Here is a 24,472-nt window from a genome sequence, read left to right on the forward strand (position 1 = left end):
GTTTCTTCTGGAGTCTGTCGCGGTGCGGCGCGAAACTGCCCGCCAGTGCTTCGACAGGGACTTGAGCGTCATGGATTTCTCGCGGCTGCGCACGACCAGCAAGGTCACCACCGAGTGGACTTACGAGCAGGGCGCGCCCCTGAGCACCGGCTGGCTCAAGGTCGATAGCGCGCCCGACCATGAGCTCTACTGGGAGGAATACGGCAATGCCCTGGGCGAGCCGGTGATGTTCCTGCACGGCGGGCCGGGCGGGGCCTGCGCGCCGGTGATGTCGCGGTTCTTCGATCCCAAGCGCTATCGCGTGATCCTGTTCGACCAGCGTGGTTGCGGCAAAAGCCGTCCCACCGTGGCCGCTGACGGCCCGGCCGTGGCGCTGGCCAACAACACCACCGACCACCTGGTCGCCGACATCAACACCCTGCGCGACGCGCTGAACATCACCGGCAGGATGCACGTCTTTGGCGGCAGCTGGGGCAGCACTCTGGCGCTGGTCTACGCGATCCGTAACCCCGAGAAGGTCGCCTCGCTGATCCTGCGCGGCATCTTCCTGGGGCGGAAGGAGGACTTGCTCTACATGTACCAGGGCAACGCCGCGACCTTCGCCGAACAGCCCTACGCCCTGACCGAGCCGGGCGCCTACATCGCCTATCCGGACGAGTGGAAGGCCTTCGTGGAGGTCATTCCGGCGGACCAGCGCGGCGACATGATGGGCGCCTACAAGGCGATCTTCGACATGGTCCCGGCCAATGACGCCGAGCGGGCGCTGCAGCTGCAGGCGGCCCTGGCCTGGTCGGTCTGGGAGGGCACGATCTCGAACATGATCCCGGCCGATGAGGACGCGGGCAAGTTCGGCGAGGCGGAGTTTGCTTTGTGCTTCGCCCAGATCGAGGCCCATTTCTTCGCCAACCACCTGTTCCTGAAGCCCGACGAGATCACCGACGGCGTGACCCAGCTGAAGGGCGTGCCGGTGCACATCGTCCATGGCCGCTTCGACCAGGTCTGCCCGCTGACCCAGGCCTCGCGCCTGGTCGAGGCGCTGGAGGACGCGGGGATGCCGCCGGCGACCTATGTGCGCACCGATGCGGGCCATAGCGCCATGGAGGCCCAGACCGTCCTGGCCCTGACGGCGATCATGGATGGGCTGCCCCGGATCTAGGGCGCTCATCACGATCACGCGCCTGACGGAACGGGCAGGGCGATTCCCGGGTTGAACCGGCATGGATAAACCGTGCGAGTTCACGAAGATGTCGTCGCCAGTTCAACAGCCTACCGTCGGCGCGTGGCGTCGATGCGGCGTGGCCGTTCTGGCGCTGTGCGTGGGGATGGGGGTGGCCGACGCGGCGCTGGCGGGCAAGCAGGAGGCCAAGGTTCCCCAAGAAGCCAAGGTCCCGAAGACCTCGGCCGAGGCTAATACCGACAGCCTGGGCTCGGCCGTCGTCTCGCCGCTGCGCGACATCAATGTCGTGCGCTCGCAGATCCCGGATTTGCTGACCAAGGCCGTCGCTGACCCCTACGCCCCGCCCAAGACGGGGTGCGAGCCGCTGAAGGCCGAGATCGACAGCCTGGATGCGGTGCTGGGCGACGACTACGACGACCCCAAGGACGACAACAAGGCGCCCGGCATGGGCAAGCCCGTCCTGGGCGTGGTGGCCAGCACCATCACCGACGTCATCCCGATGCGCGGCTGGGTGCGCCGCCTGACCGGGGCCGAGCGCCACGACCAGGCCGTCCGCGACGCCATCAAAGCCGGCTTCGTGCGGCGCGGCTATCTGAAGGGCCTCTACAACGCGGGCACCTGCAAGAGTAACCGCATCGTCTTCGTCTCGGCCAAGGCCGCGCCCAAGCCGGTGTTCGTGGCCGCCTCGGCGGTCCCGCCGCCCGCGCCGGTGCAGGTGGCCGCCAACCCCGCGCCCCCCTCGACCTTGGCGCCGGCGCCGCCGCGCGATCCGGGCCTGCCGCCGGCCGGCGCCGCCGTACCCTTCGGTCCCGCCGCGCCGCCGCTGGCCGTGGCCTCGGCCGCCGTTACCGGGATCCAGTAGGGCTTAGCCGCGGACGAAGATGTTGCGCAGCCACTGGGTGCCGGCCTTGGCGGCCTGGCCCCAGTCTTCCTCGTCGTCCAGCGCTTCGGGCTTGTAGCCCCAGGGATTGAACACCTTCAGGCGCGGGACCTTGGCGAAGACCGCCGGATCGCGGGTCGTCAGGGTCAGGCCGTGCTCCAGCGCCGTGGCGGCCAGCAGGGCGTCGCGGCTGTCGGCCAGGGGCACATGCGCCCGGCGGCGCACCACGGCGGCGTCGATCGACAGGATGCGGCCCTCGAAGGCCGGGGCGACGCGGTTGTCCAGCCAGTCCCTCAGCGCCGCGCCCTTGGCCTTGTCCTTGCGCTCGGCGCGGGCGGTGGCGGTCTCTAGTTCCAGCAGGGTCAGGGCCGAGACGAACAGGCTGGACCGCGCCGCGCGCGCGGCCCAGACCGCCAGGCCCGCATCGGTCGCGCCGGCCTTGGCGTTGCGCAGCTCGAAGACGACGTCGGTGTCCAGCAGGTGCATCAGTCGTCTCCCCGCCTGTCCCAGGCCTCGGTCGAGCGCGGCAGCTCCGCGGCGGGCAGGCCGGGCATGGCCAGGAGGTCGACGATGGTCTCGGTCTGGCCCGTCAGCCGGCGGTAGTTTTCGACGCTCATCAGCACGTGGGTGGGGCGGCCGCGGTCGGTGATGAACACCGGCTCGATTCTGGCCGCGCGCTTGGCCTGGCTGACATCCTGGTTGAATTCACGGCTGGTGATGATCTTCACGGCGGCTCGCTCAACCTGCAATGACAAGGCTGTCTTGTAGGTACGTTACTACTTTGTGTCGTTCCAGCAACAGAAATTTGGTCAGCAAAAACAATCGACTGACAAGGCTGTCAAAAATGGATGCGCCGCATTGCGCCGGGCGCGGATTCCTGCGCGGCATGGGCTCAAGGCGCAAAGCCAGACGACATCGATTAGGGGGCTAAGACAGTGTCAGACCTACTCTCGCAGACCATCGCCGTGGCGGGTGATCTGCTGAACAAGCACGGACCGGCCATCAAGGCGGCGCCAAGCAGCTTCTCGCCGACCGACTTTTCCGTCCATTTCTTCCTGCAGCTGGCCGTGATCGTGCTGGCCTGCCGCGTGGTCGGCTGGCTGGGCCAAAAACTGCTGAAGCAGCCCCAGGTCGTGGGCGAGATGATCGCCGGCGTGGTGCTTGGCCCGTCGCTGCTGGGCCTGCTGGCCCCCGATCTCCAGGCCGCCATCTTCCCCAAGGAAACCAAGAACATCCTGTATGTCGGCGCCCAGCTGGGCGTGGGCCTGTACATGTTCATGGTCGGCACCAGCTTCCAGGCGGGGCACTTCAAGGCCAAGGCCAAGAGCGCCATGAGCGTCTCGTTCGCCGGCATCGCCGCGCCGTTCCTGATCGCCGCCGCCATCACCCCGTTCCTGCTGAAGGTGCCGGGCCTGTTCGCCGCCGGCATCAGCCAGGCCAACGCCACCCTGTTCATGGGCGCCTGCATCGCCCTGACCGCCTTCCCGATGCTGGCCCGGATCATCAATGAGCGCGGCTTGGCCAAGACCTCGCTGGGCACGCTGTCCCTGACCGCCGGCGCCTTCGACGACGCGGTGTCGTGGTGCGTGCTGGCCCTGGTGCTGGCGACGTTCGGCGGCGGTCCCGGCGTGGCCGGCCTGGCCATTGGCGGCGGCCTGCTGTGGGTGCTGTTCGTCGTCACCATGGGTCCCAAGATCCTGGCTCCGATCGGCCGCATGGTCGAGCGCGACGGCGAGATGACCACCTCGACCCTGGCCCTGGTCATCCTGGCCTTCTGCACCTCGGCGTTCCTGATGGACGCGGTGGGCATCCACGCCATCTTCGGCGGCTTCATCCTAGGCGTGGTCATGCCGCGCGGCCTGCTGGTCGAGGAGCTGAAGAAGAAGGTCGAGCCGATCGCCGTCGTGCTGCTGCTGCCGATGTTCTTCACCTATTCGGGCCTCAACACCCGGATGGACATGGTCAACTCGCCGAACCTGCTGCTGATCGCGCTGGGCGTCCTGGCCGCCTCGATCGTGGCCAAGTGGGGCGCCTGCTACGTCGCCGCCCGCTTGACCGGCGAGAACCACGCCACCTCGATGGGCATCGGCGCGCTAATGAACTCGCGCGGCCTGATGGAGCTGATCATCATCAATATCGGCCTGCAGAAGGGCATCATCGGCCCGACCCTGTTCTCGATGCTGGTGCTGATGGCGATCGTCACCACGGTGATGGCCAGCCCGCTGTTCGAGGTCGTCTACGGCAAGAAGGCCCGGGAATCGGGCGAGCTGGGCGCGGTCCCGGATCCGGCCCGCGCCTGAAGACTTTCGATCTAGGCATTCCCCTTAGGGCCCGCTTCGGCGGGCCCTTTTCTTTTGTCAGGGGGCGCCCGCTTCGGCGGGCCTTTTCTTTAACCATGCACCGGGCAGGAAACGCCGCCATGGGCGGGCGGCGCCCGGCAGTTTCGCTCCAAATATGGTAAACGATTCCGTGGGTTAACCATCTAATCCACTCAATGTTGAGTGAATCTGCAAACTCGCACGATCGCTGCATGGGGCTCCCGCATAACGGGAGCCGTCATGACTGTAGGTAGCGCATTCCACGCGGCGGTTTCGGGCCTGTTGGCCAATTCGCAGGCTCTGGCGGCGATCTCCAACAACATCGCCAACGTCAACACGCCTGGCTACAAGCGCCAGACGACGGCGTTCTCGTCCCTGGTCGGCAATGCGGGGGGAGCCGGAGGCGTGGCCGCCAAGGCGCGCCAGCATGTCTCCCAACAGGGCGTTGCGATGTCGACCCAGTCGACGACCGACCTGTCAATCGCCGGCGCGGGGTTCTTCGTCACCACCAAGAAGGCCGAGGGGGCGACGGCGGCCGACAGTCGCCTGTTCGTCCGCACTGGCTCGTTCCTGCCCGACAGCCAGGGGTATCTGCGCAACGACGCGGGCCTGTACCTGCAGGGCTGGCTGGCCGACCCGGTGACCGGTGCCATCACCCCCGATCCGTCGAACCTGTCGAACCTGTCCACGATCCGGGTGTCCTCGAGCGGCGGCGCGACCGATAAGACCACCCGTGTCGGGCTCGGCGGCAATCTGAACGCGGCCCAGGCTATGTCGCCGGCCGCCCGCGCGAGCCTGCCCAAGCTCGGCGCGCCGGAAACCCCCTCCGGATCCGCCGACTACGAGGTCACCTACAGCCCGACGGGCCAGGGCAATCAGTACGCGGTCGAGATCAAGCGCGAAGGCGTCGCCATCTCGTCCGGCGTGGCCGCCTATGACCCGGCCAGCGGCGCCCTGATCAGCTACACGCCCAAGGGAACGACCACGCCGGTCACCAGCCTGACCACGGCCGGCCAGACGGTCACGCTGGCCGACCTGGGCCTGGGCGACAAGACCGATGTCACGGGCCTGGCCATCTACGACCCCGCGTCCCGGTCGATGGCCGACTACGCCCGGGATCCGTCCATCGGCGTCAAGCCGGACTTCGAGATGCAGATCCCGATCTCCGACTCCAAGGGCGGCGATCGCAGCCTGACCCTGTCCTTCATCAAGGGGCCGGGCCCGAACGAATGGTTTGCCGAGCTGCGCGCCAGGCCCGGCGAGCTGGCCAACAATGCCAATGGCCTGATCAGCTCGGGCAAGGTCACCTTCACCAACGACGGCAAGCTGCTGGACAGCGGCGGCCTACTGACGGGTGATCCGCCCTCGATCTCCATCGGTGGCTCCGACCCGTCCGCGACCGGCAGCGCGCCGCGATGGGCCGATAGCCTGGGGATCGCGGCCCAGACGATCAAGGTCGACCTGACCGGCGCGACCGGCGGCCTGACCCAGCTCAGCGCCCCGTCCGTGGCCGGCACGGTCGAGGCCAACGGCGCGGCGGTCGGTGAACTGACCGGCGTCGAGATCGACGAGCAGGGCTATGTCACCGCCACCTACGACAACGGCGTCGTCCGGCGGATCGCCCAGGTCCCCATCGCCACCTTCGCCAACCCCGACGGCCTGCAGGCGGTCGACGGCGGCGCCTATCAGGTGACCAGCGACAGCGGCGGCTATCAACTGCACGCGGCGGGGCAGGGCGGAGCGGGCGACATCGCCCCGGCCACGCTGGAGGCCTCGACGGTCGACCTGGCGATGGAGTTCACCGACCTGGTCACCGTGCAGCGGGCCTATTCGGCCTGCTCGCGCGTCATCAAGGTCGCCGACGATATGTTGGTCGAGCTGCTCGACATGAAGCGATGAGGTGTGGCTCTAAGCCTGTTCCAGCGCGAAGCCGAACTTGTTGATCTGGGCGATCAGGTCGCGGTGGCTGGGCAGGTCCTGCGTCGCGCGGTCGGCGAAGCCGCGGATCTTGGCGAACAGCTTGGCGGCCGCCGCGACGTCGGGGAACTCGCCCGCGCCGTCGGTCAGGTCGGTTTTGAAGCCCATGCCGTACAGGATGTACTGGTAGTTGAAGAAGGCGAAGGTCTCGAGATCCAGGATGAAGTCGAACCGGGCCGGCGGGCGGTGACGCCACTGTTCCAACAGGTCGACCAGGCGCTCGGGGATGGTCGCGGGATCGGCATTCTCGCGCCAGAACGGCTCGGGCCGTTGGCTGAGCGCGTAGTGCAGCTTCAGGAAGACGATGATGTTGTCGTAGCGCGCCGTCATCAGCTCGTTGAAGCGGCGGGCGGGGGCGCTGACCGGACCTGAGTGCGGGAAGAGCTCGGCGATCATCGCCACGGCGGCTTCGATCAGGACGACGCCTGTGGACTCCAGCGGCTCCAGGAAGCCGGCCGACAGGCCCACGGCGACGCAGTTCTTGATCCACTGCTTCTCGCGATAGCCGGCGTCGAAGCTGATCTTGCGGGTCTCGATTTCCGCCCCGCCGAGGTAGTCGCGCAGGATCGCCTCGGCGCGGTCGTCGTCGATGTGGTCGCTGGAATAGACGCAACCGACGCCGCGGCCGTGGGCCAGGGCGATGTCCCAAATCCAGCCGGCCTCGTGGGCGGTGGCGACCGTGTAGCTCTGGATCGGCGCGTCGGGACGCTCATAGGGCGCGCGGCAGGCGATGGCGCGGTCGGTGAACAGGATCGGCTTGCAGGACTTGAACGGCGCGCCCAGGGCCTTGCCGATCAACTCGGCGCGAAAGCCCGTACAGTCGACATAGAGGTCGGCGGTCAGGTCGCCGTGCTCGGCGCTGACGATGTGGTCGATCGCGCCGGTCTCATCCAGCACGGCCTCCGACAGGTTGCCCTTCAGGTGGCGAACGCCCAGCTCCTGGGCGCGCTCGGCCAGCACCGTCGCCAGCTTGGCGGCGTCGAAGTGGTAGGCGTAGTTCAGCGGGCCGGCGAAGTCGCTCTCGTGCGGGCGCTTGGGCGCGCGCTGGGCGTCGGCGACGCGGGCCTGGATGGTGACGGCCTCGGCGAACGGGGCGCGGGTGGTCTCGCTTTGCAGCAGCCAGTAGGGCGCTAGCGACGCACCCTCGGTCGAGAACGGCGCCTCGAACGGGTGGAAGAAGGCGTGATGCTTGTCGCCCTCGGGTGCGCGGGCCCAGTCGACGAAGCGGATGCCCTGCTTGAACGTCGCCGAGGTCTCGCGGATGAACCGCGCCTCGTCGATGCCCAGGAACCGCAGGGTGTTGCGGATGGTGGGGAAGGTGGCCTCGCCGACGCCGATGATGCCGATGTCGGGCGACTCCAGGAGGGTGATCTCCAGGTGCGCCTGCTCGGCCACGCGCAGGGCCTTGGCCAGATAGGCGGCCGTCAGCCACCCGGCCGTCCCGCCGCCCACGATCAGAATGCTTCGCCTGCGCTGCATCAGGGATTGATAGCAGAGTTCGGCGAGGGGCGAGGGTTTTCGCATTTCTACAATTAGCGGCCGGGGCGGGTCGGTAGCCTGACTTCACTGAAACGAAGACAGCCAACCCACACAGGACGCCCGCCATGAACCGCCGCGACTTCGCCAAGACCCTGTTCGCGACGGCCCTGACGAGCGGCCTGGCTGCCCAACCCGCCCGTGCAAAGGACCGCCCCGCCATGACCCCGATGCCTTTCAAGATCGCCATCCCGGACGCCCAGCTGGCCGACCTGAAGTCGCGCCTGCAACACACCCGCTGGCCGGACGAGCCGGCGGACTCGGCGTGGATGTTCGGGACCAGCCTGGGCTACATGCGGTCGCTGACCGACTACTGGCTGAACCAGTACGACTGGCGCAAGGCCGAGGCCCAGCTGAATGCCTTGCCGAACTACAAGGTCGCCATCGACGGGATCGACCTGCACTTCGTGCACAAGCCGGCCAAGAAGGCCGATGCCCCGGCGCTGTTGCTGGTGCACGGCTGGCCCGACAGCTTCTTCCGCTATCACAAGGTGATCGACGCCCTGTCCGAGGACTTCCACGTCGTCGTCCCGTCGATCCCCGGCACGGGCTTCTCCAGCCGCGTGGCCCAGCCGGCCGACAAGACCGCCGACCTGTTCGTCGAGCTGATGGGCAAGGTGCTGGGACATGAGCGCTTCATGGTCGCTGGCGGCGACCTGGGCTCGGTGACCGCCATGTCGCTGACCCAGCGCCATGCGGACAGGATCATCGGCATCCACGTCACCGATGTCGGCTATCCCGACCACACCACCGACTTCTCGGTCCTGAGCGGCCCCGAGCAGGCCTATGCCGGCGCCATCCAACAGTGGTTCTTCGCCCACGGCGCCTTCAACCTGGTGCAGGCCACCAAGCCCCAGAGCCTGGCCTTCGCGGTCAACGACTCGCCGGTTGGGCTGGCGGCCTGGATCATGAGTTTCATGGGCGGCATGGGCCTGGGCGACGGCGTGGATAAGCGCTTCGGCCGCGACGAGATCCTGACCAACATCATGATCTACTGGCTGACGCAGACGGCGGCGTCGTCCTTCCGGATCTACAGCCAGAACGCCATGAACGCCCCGACCATCAAGGGCGCGGGGACCAAGGTCCCGGTGGCCGTGGCGACCGAGGCCCCGATCCCCGGCGGCGTGCGCCTGCCGCGCGCATGGGCCGATCGCCAGACGGGCGGCAATGTCGTGCGGTTCACCGACATGGCGACGGCGGGTCACTTCGCGGCCTGGGAGGAGCCGAAGGTCTACGTCGCCGACCTGAAGGCCTTCGCTCAGATCTTGTGAACCGCCTCGAGGTTCGAGGGCAGGGCGCCCATGATCTTCTTGATCGATTTGATCATGTGCGGCTGGTCGGTGAAGCCCAGGTCCACGGCGACACCGGCCGGCGCTTCGCCGGCCTTCAGCCGCCTGACGGCCTCCTGGGCCCGGCGGATCTGCTGGAAGCTCTTCTGGGTGATGCCGGTGGTCTGCTTGAAGTGCTGCTGCACCGAGCGCGGCGAGGCGGCCTTGGGGTTTTCGCTGAAGGCGCGGGCGACCAGGTCGTTGGAGCGCAGCAGGCCCGCGGCGATCATGGCGTCGACCAGGGGTTCGACGTTCTCGAAGGTGGGCAACGGGAATTCCACGCCGTCCAGCTCGAAGACTTCGCGGCGCACCGGCAGGATGCGGATCGACGAACCGACCCGCGTCTCAGGATCCCGCGCCAGATAGACGTGGGCGGCGAAGGAGAGCACCACCGAGCTCTCCCCCGCCTTGTACGGCACCTCGACCGGCTCGGTGGCCTGGCCGCTCAGGAACACGAACGACTGGCCGTCCGGTGCGATGCTGCGGATCAGGTCCCACGAGCCGTCGGGCGTCGCGGAATAGACCCCATCGCTGAGACAGGCCGTCTGCCAGACCGTATCGATCCAGGGATGCGGCGACTGCCGAGCCGTGTGTTTCTGCATCAGCCTTTCGGGGTGATCTTGATCAGCTTGCCGTCGTCCTCGTCGGTGACGACATAGATCGCGCCGTCCGGACCGGTGACGACGTCGCGGACGCGGCCGCCGATGTCGGTGAACAGGCGCTCCTCGCCGACCACCTTGCCGTCCTTCAAGACCAGGCGGTCGACATGCTGCTCCTTCAGCGAGCCGATCAGCACGCTGCCCTTCAGGGCCGGGAACAGGCTGGCTTCATAGAAGGTCATGCCCGAGGGGGCGATCACCGGATCCCAGTAATAGACCGGCTGTTCCAGGCCGTCCTTCTGGGTGATGCCGTCGCCGATCGGCTTGCCCGAATATTCCTCGCCATAGGTGATGGTGGCCCAGCCGTAGTTCTTGCCGGCCTCGGGATGGTTCAGCTCGTCGCCGCCCTTGGCGCCGTGCTCGACGGTCCACAGCTTGCCGCTGGGGTCCAGGGCGGCGGCCTGCAGGTTGCGGTGGCCGTACGACCAGATCTCGGGCTTGGCGCCGGCCTGGCCGACGAAGGGGTTGTCAGAGGGGATCGAGCCATCGGCGTTGATGCGCACGACCTTGCCCAGGGTGGCGTCCAGCTTCTGGGCCTGGACGCGGCCTTCCTGGATCGAGCGTTCGCCGGTGGTGATGAAGAGCTTGCCGTCGCGAGCGAACACCAGGCGGCCGCCGAAGTGTAGGGCGCTGTCCATCTTCGGCGCCTGGCGCCAGATGACCTGGACGTTCTCCAGCTTGGGCTGGGCGCCCAGCACCAGCTTGCCGCGCGCGGCGCTGGTGCCGTTCACGCTGCCGTCCGCTTCCGAGAAGGTCCAGTAGACCAGGCCGTTGCTGGCGTAGTTCGGGTCGATCGCCAGGCCCAGCAGGCCGCCTTGGCCCTCGGCGAAGACTGGCGGCAGGCCGGTGACGGCGGGCGACAGCTTGCCGTCCTTGGAGAGCACGCGCAGCCGGCCGGCGCGCTCGGTGACCAGGATCTCGCCGGTCGGCAGGAAGGCCAGGGCCCACGGGTGGTCCAGGCCGCTGGCCAGGGTCGTGTACTGGCCGTGGGTGTTGGAGTTCAGGCCCGGCGCGCGGGTCTGGCCGGCGAAGGCGGGCTTCTGCTCAGGCGCGTTGGCGACGCGGCTCTCGACGGGTGCGCCGGCCTGGCCGGGCTGAGCGGGAGCGGGACCACAGGCGGCCAGGGCGGCGGCGAGGGCGGCGGAGGCGGTGAGCAGGGAAGCGCGCATGGGCGCGACCTTAGGATGATTTCCGTGACGGCGGCTAGCGGGTCTGCCGCACGACGTCCAGGAAGGCGCGCAGGGCAGGCGGCACGGCGCGGTGGCCGGGATAGTAGACTGTCGCGGCCTCGGCGAACTGCATCCAGGGCGACAGCACTTCGCGCAACTGGCCGGCGGCCAGGGCGGCTGCAGCGGCGGTCTCGATCACATAGGCCACGCCCAGGCCGCGCACCGCGGCGTCGACCATCAGTTCTTCGTCGTCCAGCGACACGGGGCCGGTGACGTCGAGGGTCATCGCCTGTCCGGCGCGCTCGAACTCCCAGCGATACAGGCGGCCGCTGGGCAGGCGGTGGCCGATGCACTGGTGGCGCGTGAGGTCGTCGGGCGTGGTCGGGGTTCCGGCGCGCTCCAGATAGGCCGGCGAGGCGATGCAGACGAAGCGCAGCGGCGCGCCGATCGGCACGGCGATCATGTCGCGCGGGACCGAGCCGGCCAGCCGCACCCCAGCGTCGAAGCCGGCCTGGACGATATCGATCAGCTGGCCCTGGACGACGAGGTCCACAGTCACGTCCGGATGGCGCTGGGCCATCACCGGCAGGACGTCGCGGACCAGGATGGCGGCGCCCACGCGCGGGGCGTTGATGCGCACGACGCCGGCGACTTGGCCCCGGAACGGCGCGACGCTGTCCAGGGCGCCGTCTAGCGCGGCCAGGGCCGGTTGCAGGCTCTCCAGCAGCTGGAAGCCGGCTTCGGTGGGCGAGACGCTGCGGGTGGTGCGGTTCAAGAGGCGCACGCCCATCCGCTCCTCTAGCGCCCGCATCGCGTGGCTTAGGGTCGAGGGCGCCGCGCCCAGTTCGTCAGCCGCGCGGCGGAAGCTGCGATGGGTGGCCACTGAGACGAAGGCGGCGAGGTCGTTGAGGGACGGACGGGCCATTGCTGGCGATTTTGCATCAGCTCATGCCGATTTCAACGCCTAGTGGGTCATTGGCGCGCCGCCTATCTCGCTGTGACAGAGAAAGGAACCTGTCATGTCCAAACGCGACGCCATCTTCCCCGCCGGCCGCCATGCGCTCTACGAGAAGCACCGGTACTCGCCCGCCATCCGCTCCGGCGATCTGCTGTTCGTGTCCGGCCAGGTCGGCAGCCGCGAGGACGGCACGCCCGAGCCGGTGTTCGAGGACCAGGTGCGCCTGGCCTTCGCCAACCTGCAGGCCGTGCTGGCCGCCGCCGGCGCCAGCCTGGACGACGTGGTCGACGTCACCAGTTTCCACACCGACCCGGAAGCGCAGCTGGAGACGGTGCTGGCCGTCCGTGACGAGGTGATCGGCGCGCCGCCCTATCCGAACTGGACCGCGATCGGGGTCAATTGGCTGGCCGGCTTCGACTTCGAGATCAAGGTCATCGCCCGGATCCCGAGCTAGCCGACCGGCAGCTCCCGCCGCTCGTTGCTAGCGCGCTGGGCCAGCTCCAGCAGCCGCATGGTCCGCAGCGCCTCCTCGACCGGCACGGGAGAGGAGGCGCCGTGAAGAATGGCCTCGCGCACCCCGGCGTAGAACTGGCGGTAGCCGGTGACCTCGGGCCGCACGTCCGTCTGGACCGGGACCTCGTCCACCACCGTGGTCAGCACCCCGTGGCGGCTGTCGCGGCCCCAGCCGGAGGCGCCGGGGGTCATGCCGGCCTTCAGCTGGGCTTCCTGCGGGTCCAGGCCGTGCTTGACGAAGCTGGCCTTGGTCCCGTGCACGGCGAAGCGCGGACCCGAGGCGGCGGTCAGCAGGTTGCCGTGCAGGATCACCCGCAGGACGGGATAGCGCAGCGTGACGTGGAAATAGTCGTCGGCGGTCGCGCCTTCACGCTGGGCGCCGATATCGGCCGAGATGGCCAGGGGCTCGCCGAACAGCACCAGCGCCTGGTCCAGCAGGTGCGGCCCCAGGTCGATCCAGGCGCCCGAGCCCGGACCCGCCCGCTCGCGCCAGCGGTCGCGCACCTCGGGGCGGAAGCGGTCGTAGCGGTTCTCGCACAGCACGATCTCGCCCAGCACACCCTCGGCCAGCAGGCGCTGGACGGTCAGGAAGTCGCTGTCCCAGCGGCGGTTGTGGAACACGGCCAAGAGCTTGCCGGCGGCCTGGGCGGCGTCGGCCATGGTCTTCGCCTCGGCGGCGGTGACGGCGAAGGGCTTGTCGACCACCACGTGCTTGCCGGCGGCGAGGGCGGCCAGGGCCTGGGGCGCGTGCAGGACGTTGGGCGTGGCGATGACGACGAGGTCGATGGCCGGATCGGCCAGGGCTTGATCGAGATCAGCGACGACTTGGACGTTTGGCAGGTCGGCCGCCACCTTGGCCGGGTCGCTGGACACCACGGTCCGCAGCGCAAAGCCCGGAGTCGCGTTGATCAGCGGGGCGTGGAAGGTCTTGCCGACGTAACCGTAACCGACAAGCACGACGTTCAGGTCAGGAGCGCTCATAGGGTCGCCTTCTAATGAAAAGGGCCGAGGATTGCTCCCCGGCCCTGATCGCATTCACGTGAAGCGCGCTGGTTAGATAACCACCGGCTCCATCTTGGGCGTCAGCAGGTGGATCACCAGCAGCGCGACCAGATAGACCGAACCCGCGACGATGAAGATCGGGGTGTAGGTGCCGATCTGCTCCAGCACGTTGCCGATGTACTTCGAGAAGGCCATGCCCCCGAAGGCGCCCAGCATGCCGCCGATGCCGACGACCGAACCAACCGCGGCGCGCGGGAACACGTCCGACGGCAGGGTGTAGAGGTTGGCCGAGAAGCCTTGGTGAGCCGCGGTGGCGACGCCGATGATCAGCACGGCCAGCCAGACGCTGTCGGCCTTGGCGGCGAACATCACCGGGATGGCCAGCAGGGCGCAGACCAGCATGGTCAGCTTACGGGCCTTGTTGATGGTGGCGCCGTTCTTCATCAGCGTGGAGGACATCCAGCCACCGGCGACCGAACCGACGTCCGACAGCAGGTAGATGGCGATCAGCGGCGGGCCGAAGGTCTTCAGGTCAAGGCCATAGCGCTTGCCCAGGAAGTCCGGCAGCCAGAACAGGAACATCCACCAGATCGGGTCGATCAGGAACTTGCCCAGGGCGAAGGCCCAGGTCTCGCGCTTGGTCAGCAGCTTGGCCCAGCCGATCTTCTCGACGGGGTCGGCCGGATCCTGCTCGATATAGGCCAGTTCGGCCGGCGACAGCTTCTTGGCTTCGCGCGGACGGCGATAGACGATCAGCCAGATCGGCAGCCAGACCAGGCCGGCGACGCCGGTGACGATGAAGGCCATCTGCCAGCCGAAGGCCAGCACGATGCCCGGAACGACCAGCGGCGTGACGATGGCGCCGATGTTGGTGCCGGCGTTGAACAGCCCGGTGGCGAAAGCGCGTTCCTTCTTGGGGAACCACTCGGCCACGGCCTTGATGCCGCCCGGGAAGCCACCGGCTTCACCGATGCCCAGACCCATGCGGGCCGCCACGAAGCCGCCGAAGCCGGCTGCCGCCGCGTGGGCGATGTGGGCGATTTGCCAGATGGCGAAGGCCACGCCGAAGCCCCAGCGGGCCCCGATCTTGTCCATGATCTTGCCCCAGGCCAGGTACGCGATCGCGTAGGCCAGCTGGAAGTAGAAGACCAGGTCGGCGTAGTGTTTTTCGTTCCAGCCGAACTCGTGCGACAGGTCGGCCTTCAGGAGACCGATCGTCTGGCGATCGACGTAATTGATGACCATCGCCGCGAACAGCAGCGAGACGACCACCCAACGGTACCGTCCGATTTTCTCGGACGGCGCGGGCGCTTTTGAAAAGTCCATGGACGCCTTCCTTCCCCCTTGTTGTCGGGTCTTTTTCTTTTATTTCGCCGGAACAGCCACGCAGTCCACGGTTCCGAACGGGCCGAAATCGATGTGAGCCACGTCTCCGGCCGCCACGTCGTGGATGCCGGTGGTCGCGCCGGTGGTGACGATCTGACCCTTCTTCAAAGGCTTGCCGCGAGCCGCGACGGCGCCGAGCAGGAAGGCCAGGGCGGCCAGCGGAGAGCCCGGGATCGTCGCAGCGGTCGCCTTACCGACCGACTTGCCGTTGATGATGGTCTCGACCGGCATATCCTCCCAGGCGATGTCGCGCCAGTTGGAAATGGCCTGACCAATGATCTGACCATCGTTGTTGCCAAAGTCCGAGCAGACGACCGTCGGGCCCAGGGCGTTGATGGTGGCCAGCGGGCTGCCGGCGATCTCGACGCCGACCAGCAGCTCACCGACATAGTCGGCGGCTTCTTCGGCGGTCCATTCGGTCTTGTCGGCCGGGGCGTCCTTGCCCAGGCGGATGATGAACTCGGCCTCGACGGCGCAGAAGCCGCCCTCGATGGCGCGGAACTCGTTCGGCGCGCCGACCTTGGCGTCCTGGACCTTGCTCTTGAAAATGCAGCCGGCCAGGCGCTCGGCGCCCAGGCGTTCACGGTGCTGCGGGGGCACCAGGCCCACCTTCCAGCCGACCAGCTCGTCGGGCCACAGGTCGATGGCGATGTCCTGCACCGAGTAGCCTTCGGCCATGCTCGAGGGAATCACGCCGCCCGGATAGCCGGGGACCGAAACGCCATCCTGGCGCGCCTTGACGAATTGGGGGGCGATGGCCGCGGGGGTGAAAACCACGCTGTCGGCCTCAGAAACGGTCACGCCGTAGATCCTCCCTCGAAAATCGGCACAGGTCCCGCTTGGCGGGTGTTGTGACGTCTCTAGTGGAAACCGGTGTCATTGACAATGTGCGCATTGGGGAGGGCATGCGGGATGGCTTATATCGCGGCGGCGAGGGGCGCTCGAAGTCGCATACCCGACATGAGGTCGCTTCGCGGTGGAGCTGTCTCGACAGTTTCAATTGTCGGGCGCAAAAGGTCGCCAGATTTGTGGATAGAGCAGACAGTAGATTTTATGTCTTCTGTATCCTGAACATTGCCGCAAGTCGTGTTGTATGGGGTGCAACTCAGTGGTGTATCGCGGGGAAGAGCTGCTCGAATACCTCGAGAAGCGCAATCGCCATCTGCTTGAAATTTGCCGCGTGCAATCGAAGCTTGTAGCGGCCGACTTCGATCTCGATGAATTCATGCAAATGTCGGTCAATTTGCTGCGCTCGGTCTTCGGATCGGGCGGGGTGGTGGTCGAACTCGTGGACGGCGACGAGATGGTCTATGTCGCGATCGACGCCGACCATGCCGGCTATCACGGCCTGAGGCTGTCCAAGGACGCCTCGCTGTCGGGCCGCGCCGCCATCGAAGGGCGGCTGATGCACTGTGACGACGCCCACGAGGATCCGCGCGTCGACCGGGCCAATTGCGAGAAGATCGGCATCCGCTCGATGGTCTGCGCGCCACTGCTCCAGAACGGCCGGGCCGTGGGCGTGCTCAAGGCGTTCGACGCCGCGCCCGGGGCCTTCGGCCGCGACGACATCGAGGCCGTGACCCTGGTCGCCGAGACCCTGGGTGCGGCCCTGGCCAAGCAGCTGGAATATGGCGACCGCGAAGGCCTGATGCTGGAGCTGGCCATGGCCCGTGACGAGGCCGAGGCCGAGGCCCGCCGCGCCCATATGGCCGAGGCGATGGGCGGCCTTGGCCGCTGGCGCTTCGACTATGCGACCGGGCGCAGCGACTGGTCCGATCAGATGTACGACCTGCATGGCCTGCCGCGCGGCATGGTGGTCGGCAGCGAGCAGATCATGGGCATGGTCCATCCCGACGATATCGATCGGGTGCGGGCCCTGGTGCGCGAGCCAAGCCCCCTGGGCGCGGACCGGCCGTTCATCGACTTCCGACTGACCCGCGCCGACAACGGCCAGCAGCGCCGGATGCAGGCCATGACCACCATCGAGCTGGACGCGCGCGGCGAGCGCACGGCGGTGATGGGCGTGCTGCGCGACGTCACCGAACAGTACGAGCGCGAACAGCAGCTGGCCGAGGCGCGCCGCGAGGCCGAGGCCGCGGCCCGCACCAAGGCCGCCTTCCTGGCCAACATGACCCACGAACTGCGCACGCCGCTGACGGCGGTGCTGGGCTTTTCGCGCCTGGTCGAGCGCCGCGCCGACGTCGGCGAGGAGAGCCGGGCGATGGTCCGCCGCATCCTCAACGCTGGCGAGGCCCTGCTGCACACGATCAACGACCTGCTGGACTTCTCCAAGCTGGAGGACGGCCAGGTCGAGATCCGGCCGCGTCCGGTGAAGGTGGAGGCCTGTGTTCGCGACACCCTTGAGCTGCTGGCGCCCCAGGCCGGGGCCAAGCGGCTGGACCTGGAGTTGGTCATCGATCCGACCACGCCCCAGCGGGTGATGCTGGACCCCGACCGCGTGCGCCAGGTGCTGCTGAACCTGACCGGCAACGCCGTGAAGTTCACTGATACCGGCGCGGTGGTCGTGACCCTGGCGCCCTCGGCGGATCGGCAGTCGCTGATCTGGAGCGTCAGCGACTCCGGACCGGGCATCTCGGCCGAGGGCGTCGAGCGCCTGTTCGTCCGTTTCTCGCAGGTCGAGGGCGGCGGCCAGAGCGGCGGCGCGGGCCTGGGCCTGGCCATCTGCAAGGGCTTGATCGACGCCATGGGCGGGACGATCGGCGTCGAGAGCCGGCCGGGGCAGGGCTCACGCTTCTGGTTCTCGCTGCCGGCCGTGGCCGTCGGCGCGGACGAGGCGGAGGAGGACTTCGCCGTCTGCGTCGAGGGCCGCAAGGTGCTGGTGGCCGACGACAATCCGGCCAACCGGCTGCTGCTGCGGACCATCCTTCAGGCTTTCGGGGCCGAGGTGGCCGAGGCTTGTGACGGCGGCGAGGCCGTGGACCTGGCCGACGGCGGCGGCTTCGACCTGATCCTGATGGACCTGCGCATGCCGGGCCTGGACGGGATCAGCGCCGCTCGCCAGATCCGCGCTGCGGCCGGCGAGCGCGCCGTCCCGATCCTGGCCTTCTCGGCCGATCGCGACCCGGTGATCGACGGAGCGCTGTTCAGCGGGTCGGTTCCGAAACCGATCGAGCCGGAAACGCTGTTGGCCGCGATGTCGAGAGCGATGGGCTAGGGGGCGATGGCCTAAGGGGCGATGGGCTGGCCGCGTCAGGCCGCCAGCCGTTCTCCAGCAGGTCCAGCGCCATCAGGTGCGCGACCTCCAGGGTCAGGGCCTCCAGCCCATCCAGCAATTCCTGCCGTCGCTCCTGCACGGGGGTGTAGGCGTAGAGCGCGCAGATGGCGTGGAGCCGGGCGCGGATGTTCGGCGGCTCGAAGCTCGAGCCCAGCAGGCTGAACTCGGACGGCGGGGTCTGGGCGAGGCGCAGTTGGTGATAGGCGAGGGGCATGGGAAGGACTCCTTTCTAGAGTTGGGGTTAGGCGACCAGGGCGGCGTCGCGGCAGCGCAGGCCGTTCATGCGGACATCGGCCTGGCCCAGGCGCACGCCGACCAGGCCGGTCAGGGTGTTGAGGATCTCGTCCAGGGGGCGGGCCAGCGGGGTGAGCAGGGTGGAGACGGCGCCCGTCAGGGCGCTCTCGCCCAGGCCCAGATTCAGGCCCAGCGCCGGGACGTCGGCGTCCAGGGTCAGGTTGCCCAGCAGGCTCGAGACCGTGGCGCGGGCCAGGTCAGTGGTCGAGACGGTCTTGACCACGCGGCCGCGCACTTCGTCCTGGCGGAAACGTATGGTCTGCCAAACTTGACCGCCCAGGGATGCGGACGCCTTGCCGGTCACAGAGAACAGCGGGGCCTTGGCGATGGTCGCCGGGGCGGGGGCCAAGGGGGTCTTGAAGTCGTCCAGCTTGGCGGTGTCGATCTCGCCGATCATCAGCGAGCCCAGGCCGGGGGCGACCTCCAGCGCGGCCTCGTCCGAGGCGCAGGACATCGACTTCAGCTTGGCCGCGCCCGAGGCGGCCTCGACCAGGATCGGCAGTTTGACCTGGGCCACGGACAGCAGGCCCGAGCCGCCGACCTTGGCTTCCAGATAGAGACGGGTCTGGGCGGTGCGGACGATAACGTCGCGGCTGGCGGTGATGGTCATCCAGGGCGCGTTGTTCGGCGGCTCGCCGATCGCCAGCCAAGCGGTGAGATTGGCGACGCCGGGGACGGCCGCGCCCAGGTCCAGCTGCACCTGGCGCGCGCCGTTCGACAGTTCCAGCACAGCCTTGGACAGGTTCAGGGCGTCCAGCTGCACCTTCGCCCCGCTGCCGCCCAGCACCCGACCTTGCGCGCCATAGGGGCCGGGATCGAGCAGGCGGGTCATGTCGGCCGGCGTGCGGTCGCCGGCGGCGTTGGCCAGGGCGCGGGCGGCTTGCGAGGCCCGGGTCTGGCCTTGGCCAGCCAGGACCTTGGACAGGGCTTTCAGGGCCTTGCCGGTGGTCAGCTTGGCGGCCAGCACCTCGTCATAGGTGGCGGCGGTCAGGTTCAGCTCGGTCTTCAGCGCGTCCATGTAGTCGAACAGGTCGACATCGGCGTCGGCCAGGGCGTCGTAGTCCATCACCGACAGGCTGACGTTCGACCCCGTCAGGCCGGTCAGCAGGGCGTTGGCCAGGCCGCCGTCCAGGGCCGCCAGGCGCGTGCCGATCGAGAAGCTGGCCAGGTCGGCGCGGGCGGCGGTGGCCTGGCGGGCGATCGGCTGGCTGTCCTTGCCGGTGAAGGCTTTGCCGAAATAGAGCGGCGTCTGGCTTTCGATCCGCACGCGCACCGCGTCGGGATCGGCGCCGCCGGGCTGGAAGCGCTCCTGGGCGGCGACGGCTTGGCTGCTGGCGTAGCGGCCCTTCTCGACGATGACCGTCAGCGGACCGTCCCAGCCGTTGGCGCGGGCCGTGGCCAGGGCGGCGGCCTCGGCGTGGTCCAGGTCGCGGGCGGCGGCCAGGGCGGCCAGGTCCGCCGTGCCTTGCAGCTTGCGGCTCTGCAGGAAGATCGAGCCCATGTCGACGACCAGGGCGGTGGTGCCCAGCAGGGCGGACATGGCGACCGCGCTGATCAGCGCGAGGCCGCCGTCCTCGTTACGGGCGAAGTTGGGGTTCGAAGCAGGGTTGGGGCGGGCCATCTCAGTACCCTCCCAGACGGACCGAGGCCTGGCGCAGCACGGTCTTGGGCGGCGAGGGGACCAGGCCGTCGAAGGCCCGGAAGGCGTCTTGGCCGGTGTCGTAGCGGATCGACACCGTCAGCCGGTCGGGCTGGTTCTCGACGACCACGGCGGCGGCCTCGGGGCGCAGGCTGGGATAGTCGGCGACCTCGGCGGTCAGCGTGGCGCGGGCCAGCGACTCGCGCTCAGCCGTGTTGAGGCCCGCCAGGGCCGCGCGGGCCGAGTCGTTGGCCAGCTGCTGCACCGTGTGCGAGACCCAGAAATACTGGCCCCAGACCAGGATCCCGATCAGCAGGACCAGGAACATCGGGCCGACAATGGCGAATTCGACGGCGACCGCGCCGCTCTCGGGGCCGCGAACCGTCTTGTTTTGCGTACGTCCTCTCATGTGACGTCTCCTCCTCAGGAAGAGAAGTGTGCGTATGCACGCCTTGAGATTGGTAACGGCCCGATCGCGCGGATTCTTCGTGATTAGTGCGACACCCTGCCGCACGGGTTGCACGCGTCCCGGATGTTGTGGCGCGCGTTATGCAACAATAACGTGCTCGCGTGATGGTTCGGAGTGAACGTCCTTAAGGCGAGCGTGTCGGCGTTTTACGGATTTTACGGACAGCCAGGAGGCTGCGATGAAGACCCTGAACTCCGAGCCGTTGTCGGTCACCGCCGGCGAGATCAGCCGCAACTTCGGTCATTGGCAGGATCGGGCCCTGGAGGCGCCGGTCATCGTCACCCATCACGGCCGCCCGCGCGTGGCGGTGGTGTCGGCGGGGCTGTTCTTCGGCCTGTCGGAAGACACCGGCGGGCGCGAGGCCCAGGCGCGGTCGCAGACGGCGCTCTCGGCTGTCCTGGGCGCGATGAGCGAGGCCTTCATCGCCTTCGACGAGCATCTGAAGGTCGCGGCCGTGAACCACCCGTTCGAGGCGCTGGCGGGCCTCAGCGCCAGCCAGCTGGAGGGATTGGCCTGCGCCGATCTCTTCCCCGCGCCGTGCCAGGCCCTGATCGGCGAGCAGCTGCTGCGCGCCCTGAAGGCCGGCGAGGTCCTGGAGTTCGAGGCCAACGCCTCGCCCGACGGCGCGCGCCGCTGCAGCATGCGGGCCTTTCCGTATCCGGGCGGCGCGGCCCTGGTGCTGCTCAACCGCAGCGAGGAGCGCGACCTGCGCCGCCGGTACGAGGCGGCCGAGGCGTTCCGCACCGCGACCTCGAACCTGCACGACGTGGGCGCGGCCCGGCTGAACGTGCGCGGCGCCTTCGCCGAGCTGGACGAGCGGTTCGCGGCCATGACCGGCTTCAAGGTCGAGGAGTTGATCGACTACCGCCTGACCGACGTGGTGCGCCCGGCCGAGCGCCACGCCCTGTCGGCGCAGATCGAGTCGGTCTTGCGGACGAATGTGCCGGCGGTGACGGTGGCGACTCTGCTGGTCAAGAACGGCGGCGAGCGATCGGTGGAACTGAGTCTGGCCCCGGTCCTGGAGGATTATGCGCCCACGGGGCTGATAGCTGCAGCGAGAGCGGCCTAGCGGCTTGACACACGTAATAGCGGGTATAGCGTCACCCGTTGAATTACGGGTGTACGTCATGCACATCACCGCCGCCGAAGCTCACGTCATGGAAGCGCTCTGGCGCCGTCAGCCGCTGTCGGCCGACGAGCTGGTCGCCGAGGTCGGCGAGTCCCAGCAATGGGGCGAGGCCACCGTCAAGACGCTGATCAACCGCCTCCTGAAGAAGAAGGCGATCAAGTCCGAGCGCGCCGAAGGCAAGCACGGCTATCGCCCGCTGGTCGACCGCAGCGCCTATGTCCAGGCCGAGAGCCAAGGCCTGCTGGACCGCCTGTTCGACGGCCAGCTGGCCCCGCTGATCAGCCACTTCGCCCAACACCGCCCGCTGCGCGCGGATGAGGTGGAGAAGCTGAAGAAGCTGATCGACGAGATGGGCGAGAAGTAGGATTTCCCTCTCCCCTTGCGGGAGAGGGTGGCCTGCGAAGCAGGTCGGGTGAGGGGTTGCGCTCCGTCATCCGGACAGGCCTTTCGACCCCTCATCCGTCAGCTGCGCTGACACCTTCTCCCGCAAGGGGAGAAGGGATCATTCTTAAGCCCGCATCGCCTTCGCCTCAGGCTGCGCCCGCAGCTTCTTGGCCGCCACGTCCAGGCTCTGCACCGGCGTCGGCGGCTCTTCGCGATCATCGTTGTCGGGATCCGGCCGCGCCCGCAGCGCGCTGACGAAGTTGTCGCGCCAGGCGGTGACGTCTTCGCGGGTGACGTTCTCGAACAGGGCCTCCCAGCGGCGCTTGCGCTCGTCGACGCCCATCGACAGGGCGCGTTCCAGGGCGTCGGAGATCTCCTCCGGGCTGTTGGGATTGATGATCAGGGCGTCCTTCATCTGCCGCGCCGCGCCGGCGAAGCGCGACAGGATCAGCACGCCAGGATCCTCGGGGTCCTGGGCCGCGACATATTCCTTGGCCACCAGGTTCATGCCATCGCGCAGCGGCGTCACCAGGGCGGCCTTGGCGGCGCGGTAGATCCCGGCCAGCTCGTCGCGGCGATACGAGCGGTTCACGTAGCGGATGGGCGTGGAGTCCATCTCGGCATAGGCGCCGTTGATCCGGCCGATCAGGCCGTCCAGCCGCCCGCGCAGGTCCTGATAGGCCTCGACCTCGTCGCGTGAGATCGGGGCGATCTGCAGCAGCATGGTCTCGCGGACCTTGTCCGGGTGATCGTGCAGGAACCGCTCGAAGCCGATCAGGCGCTCTTCCAGGCCTTTGGAATAGTCCAGGCGATCGACGCCCACGACCATCTTGCGGAAGACGCTGTGGGCCATCATCCGGTCGTAGGTCTTGCGCGCCGTCTCGCCCTTGACGATCTGGGCGAAGTCCTGGGCGTCGACGCCGATCGGGAAGGCCGAGGCGTCCAGCTTGCGCCCGAAGGCCTGCAGCTCGCCGCGCTCGTTCTTGGAGCCGTGCACTTCCGAGAACACGTAGCCTTCGAAGGCGTGCAGCGATTCCTCGGTCTGGAAGCCCAAGAGGTCGTAGTCGAACAGGGCTTCGACCAGCTGCCGGTGGCGGGGCAGGGTGACCACCAGCTGGTGGGCCGGCCATGGGATGTGCAAGAAGAAGCCGATCCGGTTGGTCACGCCCATCCGCCGCAGCTCTCGCGCCAGCGGGATCAGGTGGTAGTCGTGCACCCAGACGATGTCGTCCGGCTCAATGAGGGGCAGCAGGGTCTCGGCGAACCGCTTGTTGACCCGGTCGTAGCCCTCGCCGAACGAGCGGTCATAGGCGGTCAGGTCGACGCGGTAGTGGAACAGCGGCCACAGCGTCTTGTTGGCGTAGCCGTTGTAATATTCCTGGTAGTCGGTCTCCTCGAGGTCGACCGTGGCCACGGTGACGCCGTCGATCCGCTGCATGTTCAGCTGGCCGGTGAATTCCGGGATGGTCTTGCCGCTCCAGCCGAACCAGATGCCGGAATATTCGCGAAGGGCCGCGGCCAGCGCCATCGCCAGACCGCCCACCGAACCTTCGCCGCCCTCCGCCGGGTTCGGCGGATTGACGCGGTTCGACACCACGATGAGCCGGCTCATGCGTGCACCCCAAAAGCACGTTGGGGAGCCGTGAGGCTCTCCAGCCAGCGGAAGACCGCGTTGGTGTCCTCCAGGCAATAGCGCGCTTCGGTGGGGCGGCGCTGGCCGACCAGCACGCCGAAGCCTCCGAGACGATTGGCGGCGGCGAAGCCGTCCTCGTCGGTCAGGTCGTCGCCGATGAACACCGGCGTCGCGCCTAGGAACGGGGCCTCGCGCAGGAAGGCGGTGACCGCCGCGCCCTTGTCGGCGCCGGGGGTGCGCAGCTCGACGACCATGTCGCCCAGCTGCAAGACTAGGCCCGTGGCTTGCGACAGGCGCTCGCCGGCCTCGATCACCGCCTCGGCGCAGGCCGGGGCGTTGCGATAGTGCAGGGCGACCGACAGGCTCTTGTCCTCGAACAGCAGGCCGCGTTCGCAGTGGGCCAGCTCGACCAGGATGCGGCGGGCGTCGGCCAGGCCGGGGTGCGGCTCGCGCGCGATGACCGCTCCGTCGGCGGTGCGCCGCACCAGGCCGTGGACCGCGCCGATCGCCGGCATCTCGCCGCCCAGGATGTAGTCCAGGTTCGGCAGGTCGCGACCGCTGACCACGGCGACGCGGTCCTCGAAGGTTACGCGCAGCCGCGCCAGCACCTGCGCGCGGCGCGCGTCGGGGCCGACGTCGTCGGGGCGAGGCATGATCGGCGCCAGGGTGCCGTCGAGGTCGAGAAACAGCGCCGTACGGCGCGGCAGGTCGACAGGCGGGGGCGGGAAATCAACAGATTCCAGGCGCGAGACCGTGTGAGCCGCGGTCATGGCGTGAACCCCCTCA

General features: G+C 68.3%; 23 protein-coding genes. 9 read left to right on the forward strand and 14 right to left on the reverse strand.

Translation table 11 applies throughout. From position 1 onward, the window contains the following. Window positions 1-70 precede the first annotated feature (70 nt). Both pip and AC07NF_RS04385 read left to right on the forward strand, forming a co-directional pair. Window positions 71-1,156, forward strand: coding sequence for a prolyl aminopeptidase (pip, locus tag AC07NF_RS04380; RefSeq protein ID WP_494628629.1), 1,086 nt, complete (start codon window positions 71-73; stop codon window positions 1,154-1,156). A 139-nt stretch (window positions 1,157-1,295) separates the two neighbouring features. Next, complete coding sequence (locus tag AC07NF_RS04385) at window positions 1,296-2,039, forward strand: hypothetical protein (protein ID WP_494628628.1); 744 nt, start codon at window positions 1,296-1,298, stop codon at window positions 2,037-2,039. Between the two features lie 3 nt (window positions 2,040-2,042). Here AC07NF_RS04385 and AC07NF_RS04390 read toward each other — a convergent pair whose 3' ends face one another. After that, on the reverse strand, window positions 2,043-2,543 hold the full coding sequence (locus AC07NF_RS04390; RefSeq protein ID WP_494628627.1) for a PIN domain-containing protein: 501 nt from the start codon (window positions 2,541-2,543) through the stop codon (window positions 2,043-2,045). Further along, on the reverse strand, window positions 2,543-2,812 hold the full coding sequence (locus AC07NF_RS04395) for a type II toxin-antitoxin system Phd/YefM family antitoxin (protein WP_494628626.1): 270 nt from the start codon (window positions 2,810-2,812) through the stop codon (window positions 2,543-2,545). The genes AC07NF_RS04390 and AC07NF_RS04395 overlap by 1 nt, the downstream gene beginning before the upstream one ends. A gap of 180 nt (window positions 2,813-2,992) precedes the next feature. On the opposite strand from AC07NF_RS04395, the gene AC07NF_RS04400 reads away from it, so the two are divergent. Together AC07NF_RS04400 and AC07NF_RS04405 are read left to right on the forward strand one after the other, a co-directional pair. Next, window positions 2,993-4,357 carry a cation:proton antiporter gene (locus tag AC07NF_RS04400; protein WP_494628625.1) on the forward strand — a complete coding sequence of 455 codons (1,365 nt, stop codon included), beginning with the start codon at window positions 2,993-2,995 and terminating at the stop codon, window positions 4,355-4,357. A 258-nt stretch (window positions 4,358-4,615) separates the two neighbouring features. Further along, complete coding sequence (locus AC07NF_RS04405) at window positions 4,616-6,274, forward strand: flagellar hook-basal body complex protein (protein WP_494628624.1); 1,659 nt, start codon at window positions 4,616-4,618, stop codon at window positions 6,272-6,274. A 9-nt stretch (window positions 6,275-6,283) separates the two neighbouring features. On the opposite strand, the gene AC07NF_RS04410 is transcribed toward AC07NF_RS04405, so the two are convergent. Continuing rightward, the gene (locus AC07NF_RS04410) at window positions 6,284-7,831 is read right to left on the reverse strand and encodes a tryptophan halogenase family protein (RefSeq protein ID WP_494628623.1); all 1,548 of its coding nucleotides are present in this window, start codon (window positions 7,829-7,831) and stop codon (window positions 6,284-6,286) included. A 125-nt stretch (window positions 7,832-7,956) separates the two neighbouring features. Between AC07NF_RS04410 and AC07NF_RS04415 the strand changes: the two genes are divergently transcribed. Next, window positions 7,957-9,159 carry an epoxide hydrolase family protein gene (locus AC07NF_RS04415; protein ID WP_494628622.1) on the forward strand — a complete coding sequence of 401 codons (1,203 nt, stop codon included), beginning with the start codon at window positions 7,957-7,959 and terminating at the stop codon, window positions 9,157-9,159. Here the strand turns inward: AC07NF_RS04415 and AC07NF_RS04420 are convergent. The 3 genes from AC07NF_RS04420 to AC07NF_RS04430 are packed head-to-tail and all read right to left on the reverse strand — an operon-like array spanning window position 9,147 to window position 11,969. Beyond that, window positions 9,147-9,818, reverse strand: a complete 672-nt coding sequence (locus tag AC07NF_RS04420) for a helix-turn-helix domain-containing protein (protein WP_494628621.1) — start codon at window positions 9,816-9,818, stop codon at window positions 9,147-9,149. The genes AC07NF_RS04415 and AC07NF_RS04420 overlap by 13 nt on opposite strands. Further along, entirely contained in the window at window positions 9,818-11,044 is a 1,227-nt protein-coding gene (locus AC07NF_RS04425) for a PQQ-dependent sugar dehydrogenase (RefSeq protein ID WP_494628620.1), read from the reverse strand. The genes AC07NF_RS04420 and AC07NF_RS04425 overlap by 1 nt, the downstream gene beginning before the upstream one ends. A 34-nt stretch (window positions 11,045-11,078) precedes the next feature. Beyond that, window positions 11,079-11,969, reverse strand: a complete 891-nt coding sequence (locus AC07NF_RS04430) for a LysR family transcriptional regulator (protein ID WP_494628619.1) — start codon at window positions 11,967-11,969, stop codon at window positions 11,079-11,081. Window positions 11,970-12,063: 94 nt separating this feature from the next. Between AC07NF_RS04430 and AC07NF_RS04435 the strand changes: the two genes are divergently transcribed. After that, on the forward strand, window positions 12,064-12,456 hold the full coding sequence (locus AC07NF_RS04435; RefSeq protein WP_494628618.1) for a RidA family protein: 393 nt from the start codon (window positions 12,064-12,066) through the stop codon (window positions 12,454-12,456). Here AC07NF_RS04435 and AC07NF_RS04440 read toward each other — a convergent pair. From AC07NF_RS04440 to AC07NF_RS04450, 3 genes are all read right to left on the reverse strand, one after another. Next, window positions 12,453-13,496 carry an oxidoreductase gene (locus AC07NF_RS04440; protein WP_494628617.1) on the reverse strand — a complete coding sequence of 348 codons (1,044 nt, stop codon included), beginning with the start codon at window positions 13,494-13,496 and terminating at the stop codon, window positions 12,453-12,455. The genes AC07NF_RS04435 and AC07NF_RS04440 overlap by 4 nt on opposite strands. Before the next feature lie 72 nt (window positions 13,497-13,568). Then, window positions 13,569-14,843 carry an MFS transporter gene (locus tag AC07NF_RS04445; RefSeq protein WP_492809639.1) on the reverse strand — a complete coding sequence of 425 codons (1,275 nt, stop codon included), beginning with the start codon at window positions 14,841-14,843 and terminating at the stop codon, window positions 13,569-13,571. Between the two features lie 39 nt (window positions 14,844-14,882). Further along, the gene (locus tag AC07NF_RS04450) at window positions 14,883-15,704 is read right to left on the reverse strand and encodes a 2-keto-4-pentenoate hydratase (RefSeq protein WP_494628616.1); all 822 of its coding nucleotides are present in this window, start codon (window positions 15,702-15,704) and stop codon (window positions 14,883-14,885) included. Window positions 15,705-15,996: 292 nt separating this feature from the next. Here AC07NF_RS04450 and AC07NF_RS04455 point away from each other — a divergent pair, with 292 nt between their 5' ends. Continuing rightward, window positions 15,997-18,078: a hybrid sensor histidine kinase/response regulator gene (locus AC07NF_RS04455; RefSeq protein ID WP_494628615.1), complete on the forward strand. Its 2,082-nt coding sequence runs from the start codon at window positions 15,997-15,999 to the stop codon at window positions 18,076-18,078. On the opposite strand, the gene AC07NF_RS04460 is transcribed toward AC07NF_RS04455, so the two are convergent. Genes AC07NF_RS04460 through AC07NF_RS04470 form a run of 3 tightly spaced genes read right to left on the reverse strand, consistent with a single transcriptional unit; the run spans window position 18,008 to window position 20,480 of the window. After that, on the reverse strand, window positions 18,008-18,352 hold the full coding sequence (locus tag AC07NF_RS04460; protein WP_494628614.1) for a hypothetical protein: 345 nt from the start codon (window positions 18,350-18,352) through the stop codon (window positions 18,008-18,010). The two genes, AC07NF_RS04455 and AC07NF_RS04460, sit on opposite strands and share 71 nt — an antisense overlap. A gap of 27 nt (window positions 18,353-18,379) precedes the next feature. Next, the gene (locus tag AC07NF_RS04465) at window positions 18,380-20,053 is read right to left on the reverse strand and encodes a TadG family pilus assembly protein (RefSeq protein ID WP_494628613.1); all 1,674 of its coding nucleotides are present in this window, start codon (window positions 20,051-20,053) and stop codon (window positions 18,380-18,382) included. A gap of 1 nt (window position 20,054) precedes the next feature. Then, window positions 20,055-20,480 carry a TadE/TadG family type IV pilus assembly protein gene (locus AC07NF_RS04470; protein ID WP_492809648.1) on the reverse strand — a complete coding sequence of 142 codons (426 nt, stop codon included), beginning with the start codon at window positions 20,478-20,480 and terminating at the stop codon, window positions 20,055-20,057. 238 nt (window positions 20,481-20,718) lie between these two features. Here AC07NF_RS04470 and AC07NF_RS04475 point away from each other — a divergent pair, with 238 nt between their 5' ends. Together AC07NF_RS04475 and AC07NF_RS04480 are read left to right on the forward strand one after the other, a co-directional pair. Further along, window positions 20,719-21,609, forward strand: a complete 891-nt coding sequence (locus AC07NF_RS04475; RefSeq protein WP_494628612.1) for a PAS domain-containing protein — start codon at window positions 20,719-20,721, stop codon at window positions 21,607-21,609. A 58-nt stretch (window positions 21,610-21,667) separates the two neighbouring features. Next, window positions 21,668-22,033: a BlaI/MecI/CopY family transcriptional regulator gene (locus AC07NF_RS04480; protein ID WP_492809651.1), complete on the forward strand. Its 366-nt coding sequence runs from the start codon at window positions 21,668-21,670 to the stop codon at window positions 22,031-22,033. 144 nt (window positions 22,034-22,177) lie between these two features. Here the strand turns inward: AC07NF_RS04480 and AC07NF_RS04485 are convergent, their stop codons facing one another. Then, complete coding sequence (locus AC07NF_RS04485; RefSeq protein ID WP_492809652.1) at window positions 22,178-23,665, reverse strand: alpha,alpha-trehalose-phosphate synthase (UDP-forming); 1,488 nt, start codon at window positions 23,663-23,665, stop codon at window positions 22,178-22,180. After that, window positions 23,662-24,456: a trehalose-phosphatase gene (otsB, locus tag AC07NF_RS04490; protein WP_492809653.1), complete on the reverse strand. Its 795-nt coding sequence runs from the start codon at window positions 24,454-24,456 to the stop codon at window positions 23,662-23,664. Before otsB ends, AC07NF_RS04485 begins: the two co-directional genes overlap by 4 nt. Window positions 24,457-24,472 lie beyond the last annotated feature (16 nt).

The sequence above is a fragment of the Caulobacter sp. GW821-FHT10A06 genome (assembly GCF_059415805.1).

Bases quoted from the DNA above. Each gene is read 5' to 3' on its own strand.
- pip (WP_494628629.1), top strand. From the start codon at position 71: ATGGATTTCTCGCGGCTGCGCACGACCAGCAAGGTCACCACCGAGTGG.
- AC07NF_RS04390 (WP_494628627.1), bottom strand. From the start codon at position 2,543: ATGCACCTGCTGGACACCGACGTCGTCTTCGAGCTGCGCAACGCCAAG.
- AC07NF_RS04405 (WP_494628624.1), top strand. From the start codon at position 4,616: ATGACTGTAGGTAGCGCATTCCACGCGGCGGTTTCGGGCCTGTTGGCC.
- AC07NF_RS04410 (WP_494628623.1), bottom strand. From the start codon at position 7,831: ATGCAGCGCAGGCGAAGCATTCTGATCGTGGGCGGCGGGACGGCCGGG.
- AC07NF_RS04415 (WP_494628622.1), top strand. From the start codon at position 7,957: ATGAACCGCCGCGACTTCGCCAAGACCCTGTTCGCGACGGCCCTGACG.
- AC07NF_RS04420 (WP_494628621.1), bottom strand. From the start codon at position 9,818: ATGCAGAAACACACGGCTCGGCAGTCGCCGCATCCCTGGATCGATACG.
- AC07NF_RS04425 (WP_494628620.1), bottom strand. From the start codon at position 11,044: ATGCGCGCTTCCCTGCTCACCGCCTCCGCCGCCCTCGCCGCCGCCCTG.
- AC07NF_RS04430 (WP_494628619.1), bottom strand. From the start codon at position 11,969: ATGGCCCGTCCGTCCCTCAACGACCTCGCCGCCTTCGTCTCAGTGGCC.
- AC07NF_RS04435 (WP_494628618.1), top strand. From the start codon at position 12,064: ATGTCCAAACGCGACGCCATCTTCCCCGCCGGCCGCCATGCGCTCTAC.
- AC07NF_RS04440 (WP_494628617.1), bottom strand. From the start codon at position 13,496: ATGAGCGCTCCTGACCTGAACGTCGTGCTTGTCGGTTACGGTTACGTC.
- AC07NF_RS04445 (WP_492809639.1), bottom strand. From the start codon at position 14,843: ATGGACTTTTCAAAAGCGCCCGCGCCGTCCGAGAAAATCGGACGGTAC.
- AC07NF_RS04455 (WP_494628615.1), top strand. From the start codon at position 15,997: ATGGGGTGCAACTCAGTGGTGTATCGCGGGGAAGAGCTGCTCGAATAC.
- AC07NF_RS04460 (WP_494628614.1), bottom strand. From the start codon at position 18,352: ATGCCCCTCGCCTATCACCAACTGCGCCTCGCCCAGACCCCGCCGTCC.
- AC07NF_RS04465 (WP_494628613.1), bottom strand. From the start codon at position 20,053: ATGGCCCGCCCCAACCCTGCTTCGAACCCCAACTTCGCCCGTAACGAG.
- AC07NF_RS04470 (WP_492809648.1), bottom strand. From the start codon at position 20,480: ATGAGAGGACGTACGCAAAACAAGACGGTTCGCGGCCCCGAGAGCGGC.
- AC07NF_RS04475 (WP_494628612.1), top strand. From the start codon at position 20,719: ATGAAGACCCTGAACTCCGAGCCGTTGTCGGTCACCGCCGGCGAGATC.
- AC07NF_RS04480 (WP_492809651.1), top strand. From the start codon at position 21,668: ATGCACATCACCGCCGCCGAAGCTCACGTCATGGAAGCGCTCTGGCGC.
- AC07NF_RS04485 (WP_492809652.1), bottom strand. From the start codon at position 23,665: ATGAGCCGGCTCATCGTGGTGTCGAACCGCGTCAATCCGCCGAACCCG.
- otsB (WP_492809653.1), bottom strand. From the start codon at position 24,456: ATGACCGCGGCTCACACGGTCTCGCGCCTGGAATCTGTTGATTTCCCG.